The organism is Fulvivirga aurantia (assembly GCF_009711475.1).
GTDB classification, from domain to species: Bacteria; Bacteroidota; Bacteroidia; order Cytophagales; family Cyclobacteriaceae; genus Fulvivirga; species Fulvivirga aurantia.
The window spans coordinates 1-14,392 of record NZ_SMMD01000904.1; the positions used below are offsets into that span (position 1 = coordinate 1).

General features: G+C 39.9%; 15 protein-coding genes. 6 read left to right on the forward strand and 9 right to left on the reverse strand.

What is annotated here, in order from left to right; all coding sequences use genetic code 11:
• The 4 genes from E1176_RS15920 to E1176_RS15935 all read left to right on the forward strand — a co-directional run.
• A partial coding sequence (locus tag E1176_RS15920) for a PadR family transcriptional regulator (protein ID WP_155211839.1) occupies positions 1-315 on the forward strand: 315 nt, incomplete at its 5' end.
• Between the two features lies 1 nt (position 316).
• Positions 317-3,013 carry an FtsX-like permease family protein gene (locus E1176_RS15925; protein WP_155211841.1) on the forward strand — a complete coding sequence of 899 codons (2,697 nt, stop codon included), beginning with the start codon at positions 317-319 and terminating at the stop codon, positions 3,011-3,013.
• Positions 3,014-3,057: 44 nt separating this feature from the next.
• Positions 3,058-4,497, forward strand: a complete 1,440-nt coding sequence (locus E1176_RS15930) for an SUMF1/EgtB/PvdO family nonheme iron enzyme (RefSeq protein WP_155211843.1) — start codon at positions 3,058-3,060, stop codon at positions 4,495-4,497.
• Between the two features lie 71 nt (positions 4,498-4,568).
• Positions 4,569-5,360 (forward strand): DUF3667 domain-containing protein, encoded by a 792-nt coding sequence (locus E1176_RS15935; RefSeq protein WP_155211845.1) that lies wholly within the window; start codon positions 4,569-4,571, stop codon positions 5,358-5,360.
• Positions 5,361-5,375: 15 nt separating this feature from the next.
• Here the strand turns inward: E1176_RS15935 and E1176_RS15940 are convergent, their stop codons facing one another.
• Together E1176_RS15940 and E1176_RS15945 are read right to left on the reverse strand one after the other, a co-directional pair.
• On the reverse strand, positions 5,376-6,050 hold the full coding sequence (locus E1176_RS15940; RefSeq protein WP_155211846.1) for a DUF2461 domain-containing protein: 675 nt from the start codon (positions 6,048-6,050) through the stop codon (positions 5,376-5,378).
• A complete protein-coding gene (locus tag E1176_RS15945) occupies positions 6,040-6,474 on the reverse strand; it encodes a nucleoside deaminase (RefSeq protein WP_155211848.1) in 435 nt (144 codons plus the stop codon). Before E1176_RS15945 ends, E1176_RS15940 begins: the two co-directional genes overlap by 11 nt.
• 39 nt (positions 6,475-6,513) lie before the next feature.
• Here E1176_RS15945 and E1176_RS15950 point away from each other — a divergent pair, with 39 nt between their 5' ends.
• Entirely contained in the window at positions 6,514-7,008 is a 495-nt protein-coding gene (locus tag E1176_RS15950) for a DUF427 domain-containing protein (protein WP_155211850.1), read from the forward strand.
• Here the strand turns inward: E1176_RS15950 and E1176_RS15955 are convergent, their stop codons facing one another.
• The 7 genes from E1176_RS15955 to E1176_RS15985 all read right to left on the reverse strand — a co-directional run bounded on the left by E1176_RS15955 (position 7,009) and on the right by E1176_RS15985 (position 12,871).
• On the reverse strand, positions 7,009-7,662 hold the full coding sequence (locus E1176_RS15955) for a DUF2490 domain-containing protein (protein WP_185152841.1): 654 nt from the start codon (positions 7,660-7,662) through the stop codon (positions 7,009-7,011). It abuts the gene before it with no gap.
• Positions 7,663-7,688: 26 nt separating this feature from the next.
• Positions 7,689-8,270, reverse strand: a complete 582-nt coding sequence (locus tag E1176_RS15960) for a hypothetical protein (protein WP_155211854.1) — start codon at positions 8,268-8,270, stop codon at positions 7,689-7,691.
• Complete coding sequence (locus E1176_RS15965; RefSeq protein WP_155211855.1) at positions 8,267-9,022, reverse strand: TMEM175 family protein; 756 nt, start codon at positions 9,020-9,022, stop codon at positions 8,267-8,269. Before E1176_RS15965 ends, E1176_RS15960 begins: the two co-directional genes overlap by 4 nt.
• Before the next feature lie 108 nt (positions 9,023-9,130).
• Positions 9,131-9,706 carry a hypothetical protein gene (locus tag E1176_RS15970; protein WP_155211857.1) on the reverse strand — a complete coding sequence of 192 codons (576 nt, stop codon included), beginning with the start codon at positions 9,704-9,706 and terminating at the stop codon, positions 9,131-9,133.
• A gap of 9 nt (positions 9,707-9,715) precedes the next feature.
• Positions 9,716-10,438, reverse strand: a complete 723-nt coding sequence (locus E1176_RS15975) for a hypothetical protein (RefSeq protein WP_155211859.1) — start codon at positions 10,436-10,438, stop codon at positions 9,716-9,718.
• Positions 10,438-12,477, reverse strand: a complete 2,040-nt coding sequence (locus E1176_RS15980; protein ID WP_155211861.1) for a M48 family metallopeptidase — start codon at positions 12,475-12,477, stop codon at positions 10,438-10,440. Before E1176_RS15980 ends, E1176_RS15975 begins: the two co-directional genes overlap by 1 nt.
• Before the next feature lie 181 nt (positions 12,478-12,658).
• The gene (locus E1176_RS15985; protein ID WP_155211863.1) at positions 12,659-12,871 is read right to left on the reverse strand and encodes a hypothetical protein; all 213 of its coding nucleotides are present in this window, start codon (positions 12,869-12,871) and stop codon (positions 12,659-12,661) included.
• A 45-nt stretch (positions 12,872-12,916) separates the two neighbouring features.
• Between E1176_RS15985 and E1176_RS15990 the strand changes: the two genes are divergently transcribed.
• Positions 12,917-14,362, forward strand: a complete 1,446-nt coding sequence (locus E1176_RS15990) for a pyridoxal phosphate-dependent decarboxylase family protein (RefSeq protein WP_155211865.1) — start codon at positions 12,917-12,919, stop codon at positions 14,360-14,362.
• Positions 14,363-14,392 lie beyond the last annotated feature (30 nt).

Sequence of the window (14,392 nt, forward strand, 5' to 3'; positions counted from 1 at the left end):
TCTAAGCCGCTTATTTTATCACTACTTTCTCACGGTAAAAGCTATGGCTACCAGATTATTAAAAATGTAGAGAAGCTCTCTGGTGGTGAGTTAGAATGGACAGATGCCATGCTATATCCTGTCTTGCATCGCATGGAAAAGGACGGACTCATAAGATCGGAGTGGGTAAAACTGGAAAACGGTCGGAAGCGCAAATATTACGAACTTACTCCACTTGGTGTGGAGGCACAGACAGCCGAAAAGAAGCAATGGCTCAATGTAAATGAAGCACTTGTAACTTTATGGGCAGGCAGCCCTCAATTAGAATTAGGCTGACATGGAAAGCTTTAACCTACAAAATTCCCTCGCTCAATGGCGTAAGTCACTTAGAAAGCAGCAGGGTCTCGAGCCTGGCTACATTGAGGAGATTGAGTCTAACTTATTAGACCGATATGACGACTACCTGGCTGAAGGCCTTAGCGAATCAGAATCTTTTAAGCTTGCTGCTGAAAAGACAGTAATAAACCCTGAATTGGTGGCAGATGAATATTTTCAGGCTAACACCTCCTGGAAGCAGACACCACCCTGGAAAAGACGATTTGACTTAATCTATCTTTTGCCCAATTATCTAAAAATAGCAGGTCGCAATTTCATGCGAAAATCTGCCTACACTACCATCAACCTTATTGGTCTGGTATTAGGTATTATGAGTGTCGCGCTGGTGTATTTGTACATTTCTTACAAGACGACTTTTGATGAATTTCACACCAAAGCCGATCAAATTTATCGGGTTGGTCAAAACTATCGCTCCCAAGGTTACAGCATGGTGGGGTTTGAAGATTACTTCAGGACTTCGTCTGAAAAGCAGCTTTCCCAAATCAATGGACTTAAAAACACTGCAGGGATCCTCGATGCAGCTCAGTTCTTCATATTTGACGCAGAAGCCTTTGTGGAAACAGGCGCCAAAAAGCTTCCAGTGGGTAAAATATTAAGTACAAACACATGCGAGTCATTTTTCGACATGTTTGACTTTTCTTTCATACAAGGCAGCAAGGCAACGGCAGCTCAAAACTATGGCCAGGCAGTGCTAACCTCAACGACAGCACAAAAACTTTTTGGTGAAGATTGGCAGACGCAGGACATCTTATCATCCACACTTAAAGTAGAAGACAGCACATACATTGTGGCTGGTGTAATCGAAGATGTACCGAGCCAATCGCATTTTGAGTTTAATATTTTATTGCACGACAAACGCATCACTTTCTGGGGCACCCGCACTTATGTACAATTGGAACCAACTGCAGACGTAGCTATGGTGAAAGAAAGAGCCGATCAAAACATGGACAAGATCAATCCACGCTTAGCGGAAAGTGAGATTTTTGCCGGGCTCTTATTTCAGCCAATCACTTCCATACACCTCAACTCCAACTTACTTTATGAGATCAAACCGCCTGGCGATATCCGGTATTTATATGCTTTTGGTCTCATAGGTCTCGTTATATTGCTCATAACTATCACCAACTACACAAACTTATCCATTGCCATGAATGCCGGTCGCAATCGCGAGATTGGTATGAGAAAAGTGATGGGTGCTGCACGCAAAAGTGTGACCATACAGTTTTTAATGGAAGCCATTATCATGGCGCTGGCAGTCACACCCGTAGTGCTTATTTTATTGCAGTTGATTTTACCTGTTTTTAATGATTTTATGCAGGTGTCACTTACCAATCAATTCTTAGAGTTTAAGTACTTATTACTTTTATTATTTACAGCTTTATTGATTGGTGTGTTGGCTGGCATCTATCCTGCATTTTATTTATCAGGTAGAAAAATACAGGACCTATTTACCCAAGGAGCCATCAAAGCCAAAACAAGAGGATTTTCTGTAAGAAAAATGCTCATTGCATTTCAATTTGCACTGTTGATCGGGCTTGTTAGTGTCACTTACTTCATCAATCAACAAATCACATTTATCGATCAGAAAGATCTCGGTTATAGATCTGAAGGTATTCTGTATGTAGACCTACCTTCAGAAAAATACCCACAGTTTAAGCAGCAAGTAACTCAATTACCTGCCATCAAAGCTGTGGGTACGGGATCTTTTTTAGGAAGAAACCCATTTAACCAACTTACCTACAAGCTGGAAAATACCACTGAAGTTTTTGATGACGCCACCAGCATTTATATGGATTATGATGCTGTGAAAGCCTATGGCCTTACCACCACTGTGAATGCGCAACTTGATGATCCGGAATCTCCGGAAGAATTTTATTTGATTAATGAAACAGCAGCCAAAGCACTGGCCAGACAAAACAAGCTAGAAAGAGGGGCGCTGATAGGCAAACAGATTATTGAGGAGCCTGAGTATACGCAGGAAGATGGAACCGTTGGTTTTCCCAAAACTATCGATGGATTTTTTAATGACATCAACTTATTTTCTTTGAGAGAAAAAGTAGAGCCTTACTTTCTCACGATAGTAAAAAACCCTGAATGGACTCCAAGAGCGATCATTCACTTTGAAACCGGCCAGATTACTGAGCTCATGCAGGAGATTCAGGCCGCTTACGATGGATTGGAAGTTAATACGCCTATGAGCTATCAGTTTCAGTCTGACAACCTCAAAAAACTGTATGAAAAAGAACAACGAGTGGCACAACTTTCTATATACCTGAGTGCTGTGGCTGTCCTTTTAGCTGTGGTGGGATTGGTAGCCTTATCAGCATTCCTGACGTCCCTTAAGCGTAAGGAATTGGGCATTCGCAAAGTGCTTGGGGCCTCTGTTTTCCAAATACTCAAACAGTTTAGTAAAGAATATGTGCTTCTGGTAGTTATAAGCTTATTGGTAGCAACCCCATTTGCTTATTGTGGTATTTCTCAATGGCTTGCAGGCTTTGCTTATGCTATCACTATCAACCCTGTCATTTTTGTGATCACGGCAATAGGCACATTGGCTGTAGCCTGGCTGGCGGTAAGCTGGATCACCATTAAGGCAGCACAAGCTAACCCTATTGATTCTCTAAAGGAAGATCAATAAAATATTTCTCACTAAATTATAACAGCAACAAACTCTTCAAGGTCATGAAAAAACTTAAAATGTTATTTTTCTTCATTTCACTAGTATCAATAACCCATGCCACCGACATCCAGGTAAGTCAGGTTGAATATGTTCACTCAGATGACCCTGAATTTATCCGCGGTATTAATGTCACTATCAGCTGGAAAAACAGTTGGCATAATGACAGGAATCATGATGCTGCATGGGTTTTCTTCAAGTTTGTTTCTAAAAATGGGGGCTCAAGACATGCTTATCTTGCTCCTGGTAGTGCCCAACAAAACTGGAAGTCCAGAGCAGCAACACCGGATGCTCAATTGCAAGTGGCTCAAGATGGCACAGGTATAATGGTGAGCCCGTCCGATACTTACAGAGGCGAACTTTCCTACAGGCTATTTATTGCCTTAGATACGGCTCGTCTTAATGAGCGGTATGTCAATTATCTAAATAATGTGACCATCGAAGGATATGGTATCGAAATGGTCTATATCCCAGAGGGGAGTTTTACGCTGGGTGATCCGGATGAGGCTGCACTTAAATATGGAGCTTTTTACGCATCAGATGACAATGGTGAGGTGTCGGGACTGTTCAAAGTTGAGAAAGAAAATGAACCGATAAATGTTGGCCCAAATAAAGGTAGCTTATACTACCAGGCAGAAGATGCCATTTACCAGGGCGACCAGAAAGGGCCTATTCCCGCTGCATTTCCTAAAGGCGTAGGCGGTTTTTACCTGATGAAATATGAAGTCTCCCAAGGCATTTATGCTGATTTCCTCAATACACTCAGTAGTCAAATGGCCTCTGTGAGGTATATTGGAGGAACTCCTGAGTACGCTACTGTTGGTGGCACCATTGTGCTGGAAGGCGATCATTTTGTAGCCAAATCACCTAGTGAACGTATGGTTTTTTGGCATTGGGATGATATGATGGCTTTTACCGATTGGGCCGCCCTAAGGCCCTACACCGAGTTAGAATATACCAAAGCTGCACGAGGTACAGGAAAACCTCAGGCACATGAAATGCCTTGGAATACTACAGATGATGCAAAGATGCTGCGGAGGATAAATGCTAAGACCCATCGCATGGAAATGCCGGAGGGATATGACGAGTCGATGCTTAACGAAAATAATAGAGGAGAATTTGGTGCTTCTCACTATTGGGTAATGGACTTAGGCGGTAGTATGTGGGAGAAAGTAATTACTGTGGGAGACTCGGTGGGTCGTAGTTTCGATGGCCAGCATGGTGATGGTAATATAAGTTACTACGGTATGGCCAATGTTGAGCATTGGCCCAGCGGCTATGGCGAATCCTTTGGCTATGGCTACCGTGGAGGTGGCTATTACGGAAAGGCTCATATTTCCAACTTCAATCCGTACAGTCCAATAGCCTACCGACTATATGGGGCCTGGTCAGGCGGGCCAAGAAATGCTGCATATGGGTATCGCGCGGCTCGTACTTTGAAGTAAGTGAAAAGGAAAACTCAACTTTTTATTTGATCGAATAAAATCATCATATATTTTGTGAGAAATTTTTGTCAATGTCTGAAGTCGTATCTACCTGTCCTTACTGTGAGCAAAGTGCTACGGGGAATTATTGTAGCAATTGTGGTCAAAACCAACAACTCCATCGATTAGAGTGGAAATATCTTTTTGCTGACCTTCAACGCAGGTGGTTGGGTTTTGATAATATGTTTTATCGGACACTGCGCGATATGTTGCTCGCACCTGAAGAAGTAATTACTTCTATGCATCGTGGTATTAAGGTGAGATATATGGGCCCTGTGGGCTTTTTCTTTTTGATGATGACAATCCTGATTTTGCTCTACTCGCTACTTGGCGTGGATATGTTGGAAGTAACTAAAGACGTAAACAATGTCTTTTCAGGTACTGCAAGTCAGAAAGAATTTCAGAATCAAATAGGTCAATCCATTTTCAGCAACTTTAAGGTAATGGCCTTTGTCATGATGCCATTTTATGCTTTTGGTTTGTGGCTGATTTTTAAGAATAAGAAATACAATTTCATAGAAACAGCAGTCCTTATCTTTTATGCCCAGGGTCTTACAGCCACTTTCACTATTGTGGGAGTTTTACTCTATAAATTCTTTGATGTAGAGCATGTAATTCTTTACATGACACCCATCTCCTACAGCTTTATTGCGTATGTCTGTGCTCGATTTTACAAAGGAAATGCTATATGGAATTTCATTAAAGGTTTTTTGGCACTAGCTATCGGTACAATTGCACTTATGATTGTAGGGAGTATTACAGGCTTTATATATTTAATGCTAAACCCTCAATTAGTAGAAAAACTAAATACTGTTGCTCAGTAGTGATAGGTGATGTAATTACTGAGCTTCTCTAAACTCCATTAGCGACTGATCCAAAAATCGTCTAAATGGCATCATTGTTTTGTAGAGACTAACGGCTTTTTCCACATAATTTTCGTTTAGAAACTCATTACTTGAAATGGGGTGAGAAACCACAAAACTTTTAAGCCTAATATATTCGATCATATGGTTGTCAGTACTGTAGCCTTTTGGTGAAGTCTTCAGCCGGTCTTCCTGCATCAATTCACCAAAATATTCCTTGAATTGATCTTCGTTGATAATAGATAAAAATCGATCAGCCTCATAATCTACTTCCTGCCTGATGTAACCAAGTATTTCGTTTGAAGGGTGATAAAAACCCCCGGCAATAAAGCACTCCTGCGGACTTACATGCAAGTAGAAGTCGGCTTTACCCTCCTGTTTGATGATACTAGCCCCAAAATAGTCTTTATATGGTGGGCGATCCGGATGATACATTAAATTCTGATTGATCCTCAACACCGATTTCTTCGCTGTAATCGGAATAAAGTCAGGATCAACTAATTTCACCTGACAAATAATCTCGTCAATAACCTCCACAAATATTGCTTTCGCATGATGATACTCTCCCCGATTTTCATCCATCCAGGCTTTACTATTGTTTTGCTGCAGCTTTTGCAGGAAATCGAATATTGGCCTTTTATCAATTTTCATGTGTAAACAGTTTTGTGCATTTATTCCTACTTACGCCTTCTTTTACTTCCAATTGATACCATGATTTTTTAGCAATGTCTTTCGCCTTTATATCGATCTGATTACCAAACTCAGCAGCATCTTCAATCGTAGCACCGTAGACTACTGTACCTATTCCGGCCCAGATGATAGCTGTCATACACATCGGGCATGGCTCTACGGTACTGTATAAAGTTAAGTCCTGGGCTTTTTCAAACTTTAGTTGGTCGATTTTACGTATTGCATTGATCTCTGCATGAGCTGTTGGTCCATCATTTTTAGCCGTATTGTAGGCTTCAACAAACTCACCATTGGTGTTAACCAAAACAGCACCAAAAGGAGTATTACCTTTCTTCGCCTGAGTGATGGCCATTTCAATATATTCACTATCATCTTTCCTCGTCATAGTATTAAAACTATAACCAATAGGCATTGTTCTTTTTATATGAAGCCAAAACCTATAAAACCAAAACCCGGGCAGGAGTCAGTCTGGGATTATCCGCGGCCACCAAAGTTGGAGAAATTTAATAAGCATATTGAAATATTCTTTAACGGACAACGGATAGTTAGCACAAACAAGGCTTACAGGGTTTTGGAAACTAGTCACCCTCCCGTTTACTATATGCCAATGCTTGATATAGAGCAGCAATATTTGGTTGCCTCAGACCGCACGACTTATTGTGAGTGGAAAGGTGAAGGCAGTTATTATCATGTAAGTGTAAAAGATAAAATGGCTGAAGATGCGGCCTGGTATTATAATAATCCAACACCAAGATTTAAGGAAATAAAAGGTTATGTGGCATTTTACGCCCATAAAATGGACAAATGTTTGATTGATGGAGAAGTGGTAGAACCACAGCCGGGAAACTTTTACGGAGGTTGGGTCACAAAAGATATTGTCGGACCTTTTAAAGGAATTGAAGGAAGCTACGGCTGGTGATTAGTTAAGACTCAGATATGCACCGGTCGAAATAAAAACAAAGTCGTTGGTATTGCGATTGAGGTCTTCTAAACGGTAAGTGATACCAAACTGTACTTTTGCCTTCCTCAAAGTGTAACCGAGCACAACGCCAAGCCTATTGTCCCAGGCATGATCACCGCTCTCATAAGATAGCAGAATCTCTTCAGTCACTGTAACATAAAACTCACGGGTGTTAAGCTCCTGACCTGAGAGAGGCAGGTCTCCTGCAATTCTATATCGATATCGATGCTCAAAAGAGTCATTCCTAAACCGCTGCTCAGTACGTAACCTACTGGCCAGCCTTAGTGCCCTGTCGTAGTGTGTGGTAGAGATTTGCTGAGTGGTGCGATGCTCTCGCTCATCAGTTGACTCAAAGGGTTCAGTCTTTCTATACTTATAACCGAAAGACACCTTAGTATCAATGTTAACTTTGTATGTCGCAAACTGATTCACTTCGATGAAGCGCAATTCTCCAGACAATGAAGAGTTTTCTTCTGAGTACCAAATGCTACGTTTACCGATAGAAGTGTTTGTTGACCAGGACGATGAAATTTTATAATCTGCTGCGGTTTCGGCCTCCCATACAAACTGAGTTTCTCTGTTTTGAGCCAGAGAAGCTATATTATGTGCCAAAAGAAAAATTATAAAGACCAGTCTCATTAGTACAGCAAATGATCTTCAGAACGATTGGCCATTTCTTTTTTTTCTAAAAGTTTGCCGTTTCTATCGAAAAGTAACTCAAAGGAAGCCCAATGTACTGATTCTTTAATGGAAATCACCAGTTCGTATTTTATGGTGAGGGTATTGTCATTTTCTATTGCCCCTTGAATTACACCGGAGTCACTTTTATTAATATCTGTAAACTGCTTCTGGGTTTTCTTTATTTTAAAGTTGGCGTATTGCATGAGGTAGTCCACAATAGCATCTTGCGTGTCCTGGGGCAGCTCTGTAAAGCAATAGATCACTTCAACATCTTCTAATTTTCCCTCTTCAGAAAATTCAATGCTAAAATGTCTTTTGTGTAAAATTACCTTGGCTTCATAGGTAATTCTTTTTCCGTCATACTCCTGATAGTACTTTAATTTTTTGGCTTCAGATACAAAGGGCATGAGCACACTTTGCATGTCTTTTGGAGTTTCTTTAAGCTTTACTCTACTTTCTCGTTCTATTTTTTTCTCCTGACTGTGAGCAACACTCATAATCAGGACTAGCATAAGCCCTAGAGTATATGGTAATTTCATGCAATGGCAAATTTCTTTTTCCTGCGTTTCTCCCTAATTCTGTGAAATATTGGCATTACAAAGATATATAGCCAATAACTAAAGCCTGATAGCATAAATGAAAATCGATCTCCACCTATATTTAGCAGTGCGATGAGCGCAGATAAGACTGGAACAGCGGCCATAAATAAATTGTTATAAAAACTAGTTTTGGTATGAAAAAGCTCTAATTCACTTAGCTGAAGTCCTTCCTTACGGTTGATCGCTACTTTGTACATCCAGGCCAGGATGAGAAAAACGCCAGCTGCCCCAAATCCATAGATGGCCATGAGACTCGTGGTATCTTCGCTGGGCAAGATTTTGGTAAATAGTTCTTGAATCATCTGATTATTGCCTGTGATAAGTCCATACTGAAGTTGAAAAAGCACCTTAAATAAAAATTTGAGAGGATACACGTAAGTGAGCACCAGAAAAAGTAGGATGGTATTGATAGCCACAATTTTTACGTCCCTAAAACCATACCTGATAAAAAAGATATAATGCTGGTACCAGATAAGCGTAAGCAAAGTAATACAGATGGCAAAAGGTACCAGGTCTTGAAAAGATGCCACGAGCTGATCAAACGTGTTGGGTACTGTAGATGATAAAACCAATAAAGTAACAGCTAAAGCAAAAACTGCATCACTAAAGGTTTCTATTCTGGTTTGTTCTTCTCCGCGATAGGTGAAATCAGTATTCATACCTATCATTGAGTTTTTAAGGGTCTTTCTCATGGTGCTAGTACTATCGCCAATCCGAATTTAATACAATCTACTGATTAGCACAGAAAAAGAGGCTCTTTTTAAATTTAGAAGAGCCTATGAGCCTTATGAGAAAGTGCTCTAATCACATATTACCCGTCCACTAGCAGTTATATCAAACTGCCTATTACGTAAAGAGACACTACAAAACTCAAGCAAAACCTGACCATCATTATGTGTTACATATAAATCGCCAGCATATGAATCATAACTCCCTGAGAAGGGATAAACGATTTCAAGAGTAGCAACTTCTGAGTTATAATAGTCTAATTGACTTCTTAATTGATAGTCTTTGTCTTCATCCGGTAATTGATCATCAGAAAAAGAAATTGAAAAATCACCTCCTGTAGAATTACCAGTTACTTTAAAGCCTCCTCTATAAGATTCTTGACAAAGCACAGTGAGCAAGTCTAGTTCATCGTAAGTGGTGCTTATATAATTATCCTGTAGAGACGAAGCGCATGGCGCAATCACAGGCTCTGGGCAGGGATCACATTTTCCACCACAGTCAATCTCTTCTTCATCCTGATTTAGAATACCATCTGTACATGTAGGGGCATAGAACCCTTCTTTCAACGGATTGTCTTGCTCTTCAAGGCAGCTCGTAAGTGTGAGTATAATAGCAAGAATTGTAAATATGTGTTTCAAGGTAGACATGTTTAAAATTTAAAATAGCAGAGATCCAAAGCCGAGTTTTACACTCATCAAATAATAGCCTAAAAGACTGCCGTGTACATTATATCCGGCATTTTCCTGCTCTGTCCAATCTGCGGTGTCATCGAGGTAGTTGGTAGGAACAGCCGCATAGCCAAACTCGATACCATATTTAAATAAAAAGTTATTGGCAATTACATGTTGTTTACCAATACCATACGTAAACACAAAATGCTGAAAGTCATTAACAAAAAGGGTTTCTTTAGAGCTTTTGTCATCATAGCTGTTTACAGTAACATACTCTATTCTAAAGTTTTGAAACATACCGATGGGAGCGACAGAGGCTGACTCTTTAAATTTATAAACACGAAGGTTTAAGCCGATTGAGTTACCTTTTATGACATCAAAGTTGACCTCATTGGCTTGTTCATGATTTCTAACCGTTCCTGTTTTTAATAAACTATAATTTAAACCAATCGCTACGTCTCTGTGTATTAAATACTCAAAAGTGAGCTGTGGGCGATAATTAAAAGCCAACTTGTTTATATTTTGAGTCCTTGCGATATCTTCAAAGTCAAACGTGATGGCATTATTGATATTCTGATTAAATAATGCAGGGGTTAGATTGGCATCCAGAAAAATAGATACCCGTTTGCCCATAAAACCGGGTACCTGCGCACTTACTAATGAGCAAAAGCTCAATAAACCGATGATTATAAGAGATGTTACTTTCATTATTTACCGTGTTTTAACTTGAACAGGCTGTAATAGATATTGGATTGAAGCAGAGACTCGCTGTCCTTAAGGTTCATTTTTCTTACATCAGCACTTACCACCCTCTCTGTATCTGCATTAAAGGTGAGCGATAAATAAATAGTATCTCTATCAGGAGTGAATAGACCCACAATACTTATCGGGGCTAAAACAGGCATAAGAATCGCGGTGCCAATAAGAATTCCTTTACCCTTTACTTTTTGAGTTACTGAGACGGCACCCATCCATGTGATGTGGTTTACACCATACGAATCTATCACTGCCTTTAATTCATTGTGTATAGGACTTATTTTAGACGAGTCACTGGCCATAAATTTTTCTGATAGCCACTCGTTTACCACTGCATGATTACGAAACTCCTCTATGTCATTTCTATTTATGCTGTTTGTATTGATGTAAGCGTTTTTCATCTTCAGGCGTTGTGAGGCCTTATGCACTTTTGCAGTCATGCCGACTAGTACATCTTCGCTATCAGCAAACCGCACAGCGTTTTTCTTTCGCTCATCAATCTTGATGTATAGCGGATTGATGACTAGGGTTTTATTGATTTTTGCTGGCTTTTTCTTTTTTCTTGATCTTTTGCGTGATGTAGGCTTCTTTGCTCGTGTTTTAAATGACTTTCGTAATTCTTCTTTACCGGTAATGGCATCAAATGCATGGCTGTTGAAATGACCCTCTTTATTAAATAACTTATTTTCAATGTTTTTGTCCTCGCTTTTTAGACGGTCTACAAGATCTTGAGTCATTAGCTTAAGCTCTTCATCATTTGGGTTTTCATGGTAGAGCTCATATGTATTTTTTAAAGCCAATACGAGTCGATCCTCTAGAGATAACTCTTCGAGCAGGTAGTTAATTTTTTGCAGGCTTGCTGAGACAATTACTGGTTCGTTTTCTGTCTCCTCTTCGGAATCTTTATTTACAGCGTGCCCATACAATGCTTTGGCAATTGTCTTTTTTAAATACAGTGAATTGGGGTAAGTGTCGAGCAAATCATAGGCAAGATAAAGTGCCTCTGCAAACTGATGAGTCAGTAAATATTGCCTGCATAGCTCTTGTGTAGCCAGTGCCTTAACTTCATAAAATTTGCTTTCAGAAATAATAAACTCTTTACCACTCTGCCCGGAATTACTCAATAGAGATAAAATGTTAGATTTTCTGGTTCCACTATTAGGGTGAGTGCTTTTTTCGTCATTATAATTTTCGTTAGCAGAGTATATTTCGATATCTTCCAGCTTGTATTTCGTAGGGAAATTATATCGGCCATCTTCTAAAAAACTGTAAGTAAACTCTCTCTGCAGTAGCAATTGATCAGCGGTAAGCAGTATATCAAAAATCTGTTGAATAGAATCCTTCTTGTACCGGGTATTATTAAAAATAGACAAGCCTTCGGTATCGGCTTCTAACTCTAATTCTTTGCTAAATGAGCTCCTCGCAATATGCTGTTGGTCTTGCGAAAATTTATTGTACTCACCTTTTCCTCGCGTAATTTCTGCATTGGTTACATAGCGATTTACAACATGCTTATTTTTATAGTGAATGATTTCGTGAGAGAGGATGAAAGCTAACTGAGCCTCATTTTCAAGCTTTGACAGCAAACCAAGGTTGATGAATATCATTCCGTTGTTCGTAGCAAATGCATTTGGAATGGGTGATTTTACAGCATAGAGACGAAGCTTCTGAAATGTCTCCTGATCCTCTTTAAGTACTTCGTAGAGTACTGAGTTTAAGTAGGAAGTAATGGGATCGTTGAATAGAACTTTACCGCTATGTAAAAACTCATCGATACCAAAATTACTGGTAAGGTAAAATTTCTTTTTACTCTTTCTCTCAAAGCGCTGATCGTCTTTTGAAATCGTAGAAACGTCCATGTTGTATTTGAAGGACGATCGTTGAGTAAAGTCGGTAGGGATAAATCCTTCCGGAAGTGGTGTTGTAAAATCTTCTTGTCCCAATGCCAGATGAGCCAAAAAGAGAAGTGAAATGCTTAAAAAATACCTCATTTGAAAATTAATAAAACCACGAAGCTAATGGTTTTGCATGAAGGTGCCTATAGAAGAGTAATAATAATGTTTAAAAAATGATATAAGCGGAGTTTTGATGGGCCTTAGCTTTAGTTAAACACATAATCAACATATTCTAATGGTTATGAGCAAAAAATTTATCCATCAAAAAGGTATGCTGTCAGCCACCTTTATACAGCCTTTCTATCTCTTGTCTGTCTTCTTCGGGGATGGATTGGTCCTGTATCAACCTGAAAGCATCTGATGATGATTTAATATTATATTTTTCGATCACACTATTCTCTTTTTCTTGCCTTTTCTTTTTTCTAATGACAAAAAATAGCACGACTTGTAAGGTAAGAACTGCTACAACGAAGATGATAAAACCATTCATAACGAAATACTTGTGAGTGGGTTAATATACACACAAATTAGTACTATGAGAGATAAAATAGAAAGTCTTCAGCAGCAGTCTGCAGCTCTGGAGCCAGACCAGAAAGAGCGTGCGAAAATCAGAGATGCTGTTGTAAAGGAGACGGAGAAATTTTTGAATAATATCCATGATTTTGAAAAGTCGCCCACCTATTTCTCAAAAGTAAATGGTAAAGAAATAATGGACTATCCGATCGCTGATGAGCCCATTGGAATAGAGCAATCGGTTAGGCTAATTACTGATAATATCGATAAAACCGGCATTACAGGATCTTCCGGAGGTCACCTGGGATACATCCCCGGTGGAGGTATTTATAGTTCGTCACTTGGCGATTATTGGGCTGATATCACAAATTCTTATGCGGGGGTTTACTTTGCCAGTCCGGGAGGTGTGCGCCTGGAAAATCACCTGCTCAATTGGATGCGCGATATGGTAGGATATCCCGACACCACTTATGGCAATTTAGCCTCAGGTGGGAGTATAGCCAACCTTACTGCCATTGTAACAGCCAGAGATGCGTATAATATTAAGGGCGCCAACGTACCAGAACACGTCATATACCTTTCGAAACAAGCGCATCACTGTATCGATAAAGCACTGCATATTGCAGGTTTAAGGGAATGCGTAGTGCGTACAATTGACCTCGATGATCAGTATAGATTAAACATACAGTCTTTAGAAGAGCAGGTTAGTGAAGACGTCAAAAAAGGACTTAAACCATTTATGATGATAGCATCTGCCGGTACTACTGATACCGGTGCCATTGACCCAATCGATGAAATAGCTGATCTGGCGGATAAGTATAAGGCCTGGTTTCATGTGGATGCAGCGTACGGTGGTTTTTTCATGCTTACCAATGAAGGCAGAAAGAAATTTAGCGGAATAGAGCGTTCAGACTCCATGGTTTTAGACCCTCATAAAGGCTTATTTCTGCCGTTTGGTGTAGGAGTAGTTTTGGTAAAAAATGGTGAATTGATGCGGAAATCCTTTAGCTATTTTGCCAGTTACATGCAGGATATAGTAGTGCAACAAGGTGAGATTTCCCCTGCCGATGTATCTCCGGAGCTCACAAAACACTTCAGAGGGCTGCGTATGTGGTTGCCGCTTATGCTGCATGGCGTGAGGCCATTTCGAGCATGTCTTGAAGAAAAATTGCTACTTGCCAGGTATGCCTATGAAGCGCTACAAAAAATGGAGCATGTGGAAGTTGGGCCCGCCCCTGAACTATCGATTGTTACCTTTAGATTCGTGCCTCCAGGCACAGATGCAAATGATTTCAATGAGGCCTTAGTCAAAGCTATTCATGATGATGGTCGGATATTTATTTCATCAACCACTATTGACGGTGTCTTCACGCTAAGACTTGCCATACTCGCCTTTAGAACACACCTCGACACTATAGATCTGATATTGGAAATTTTGAAAGAAAAGGCCAAGGAACTGTACAAATAAAAAAACTCCCCGACTATGAGCCGGGGAGTT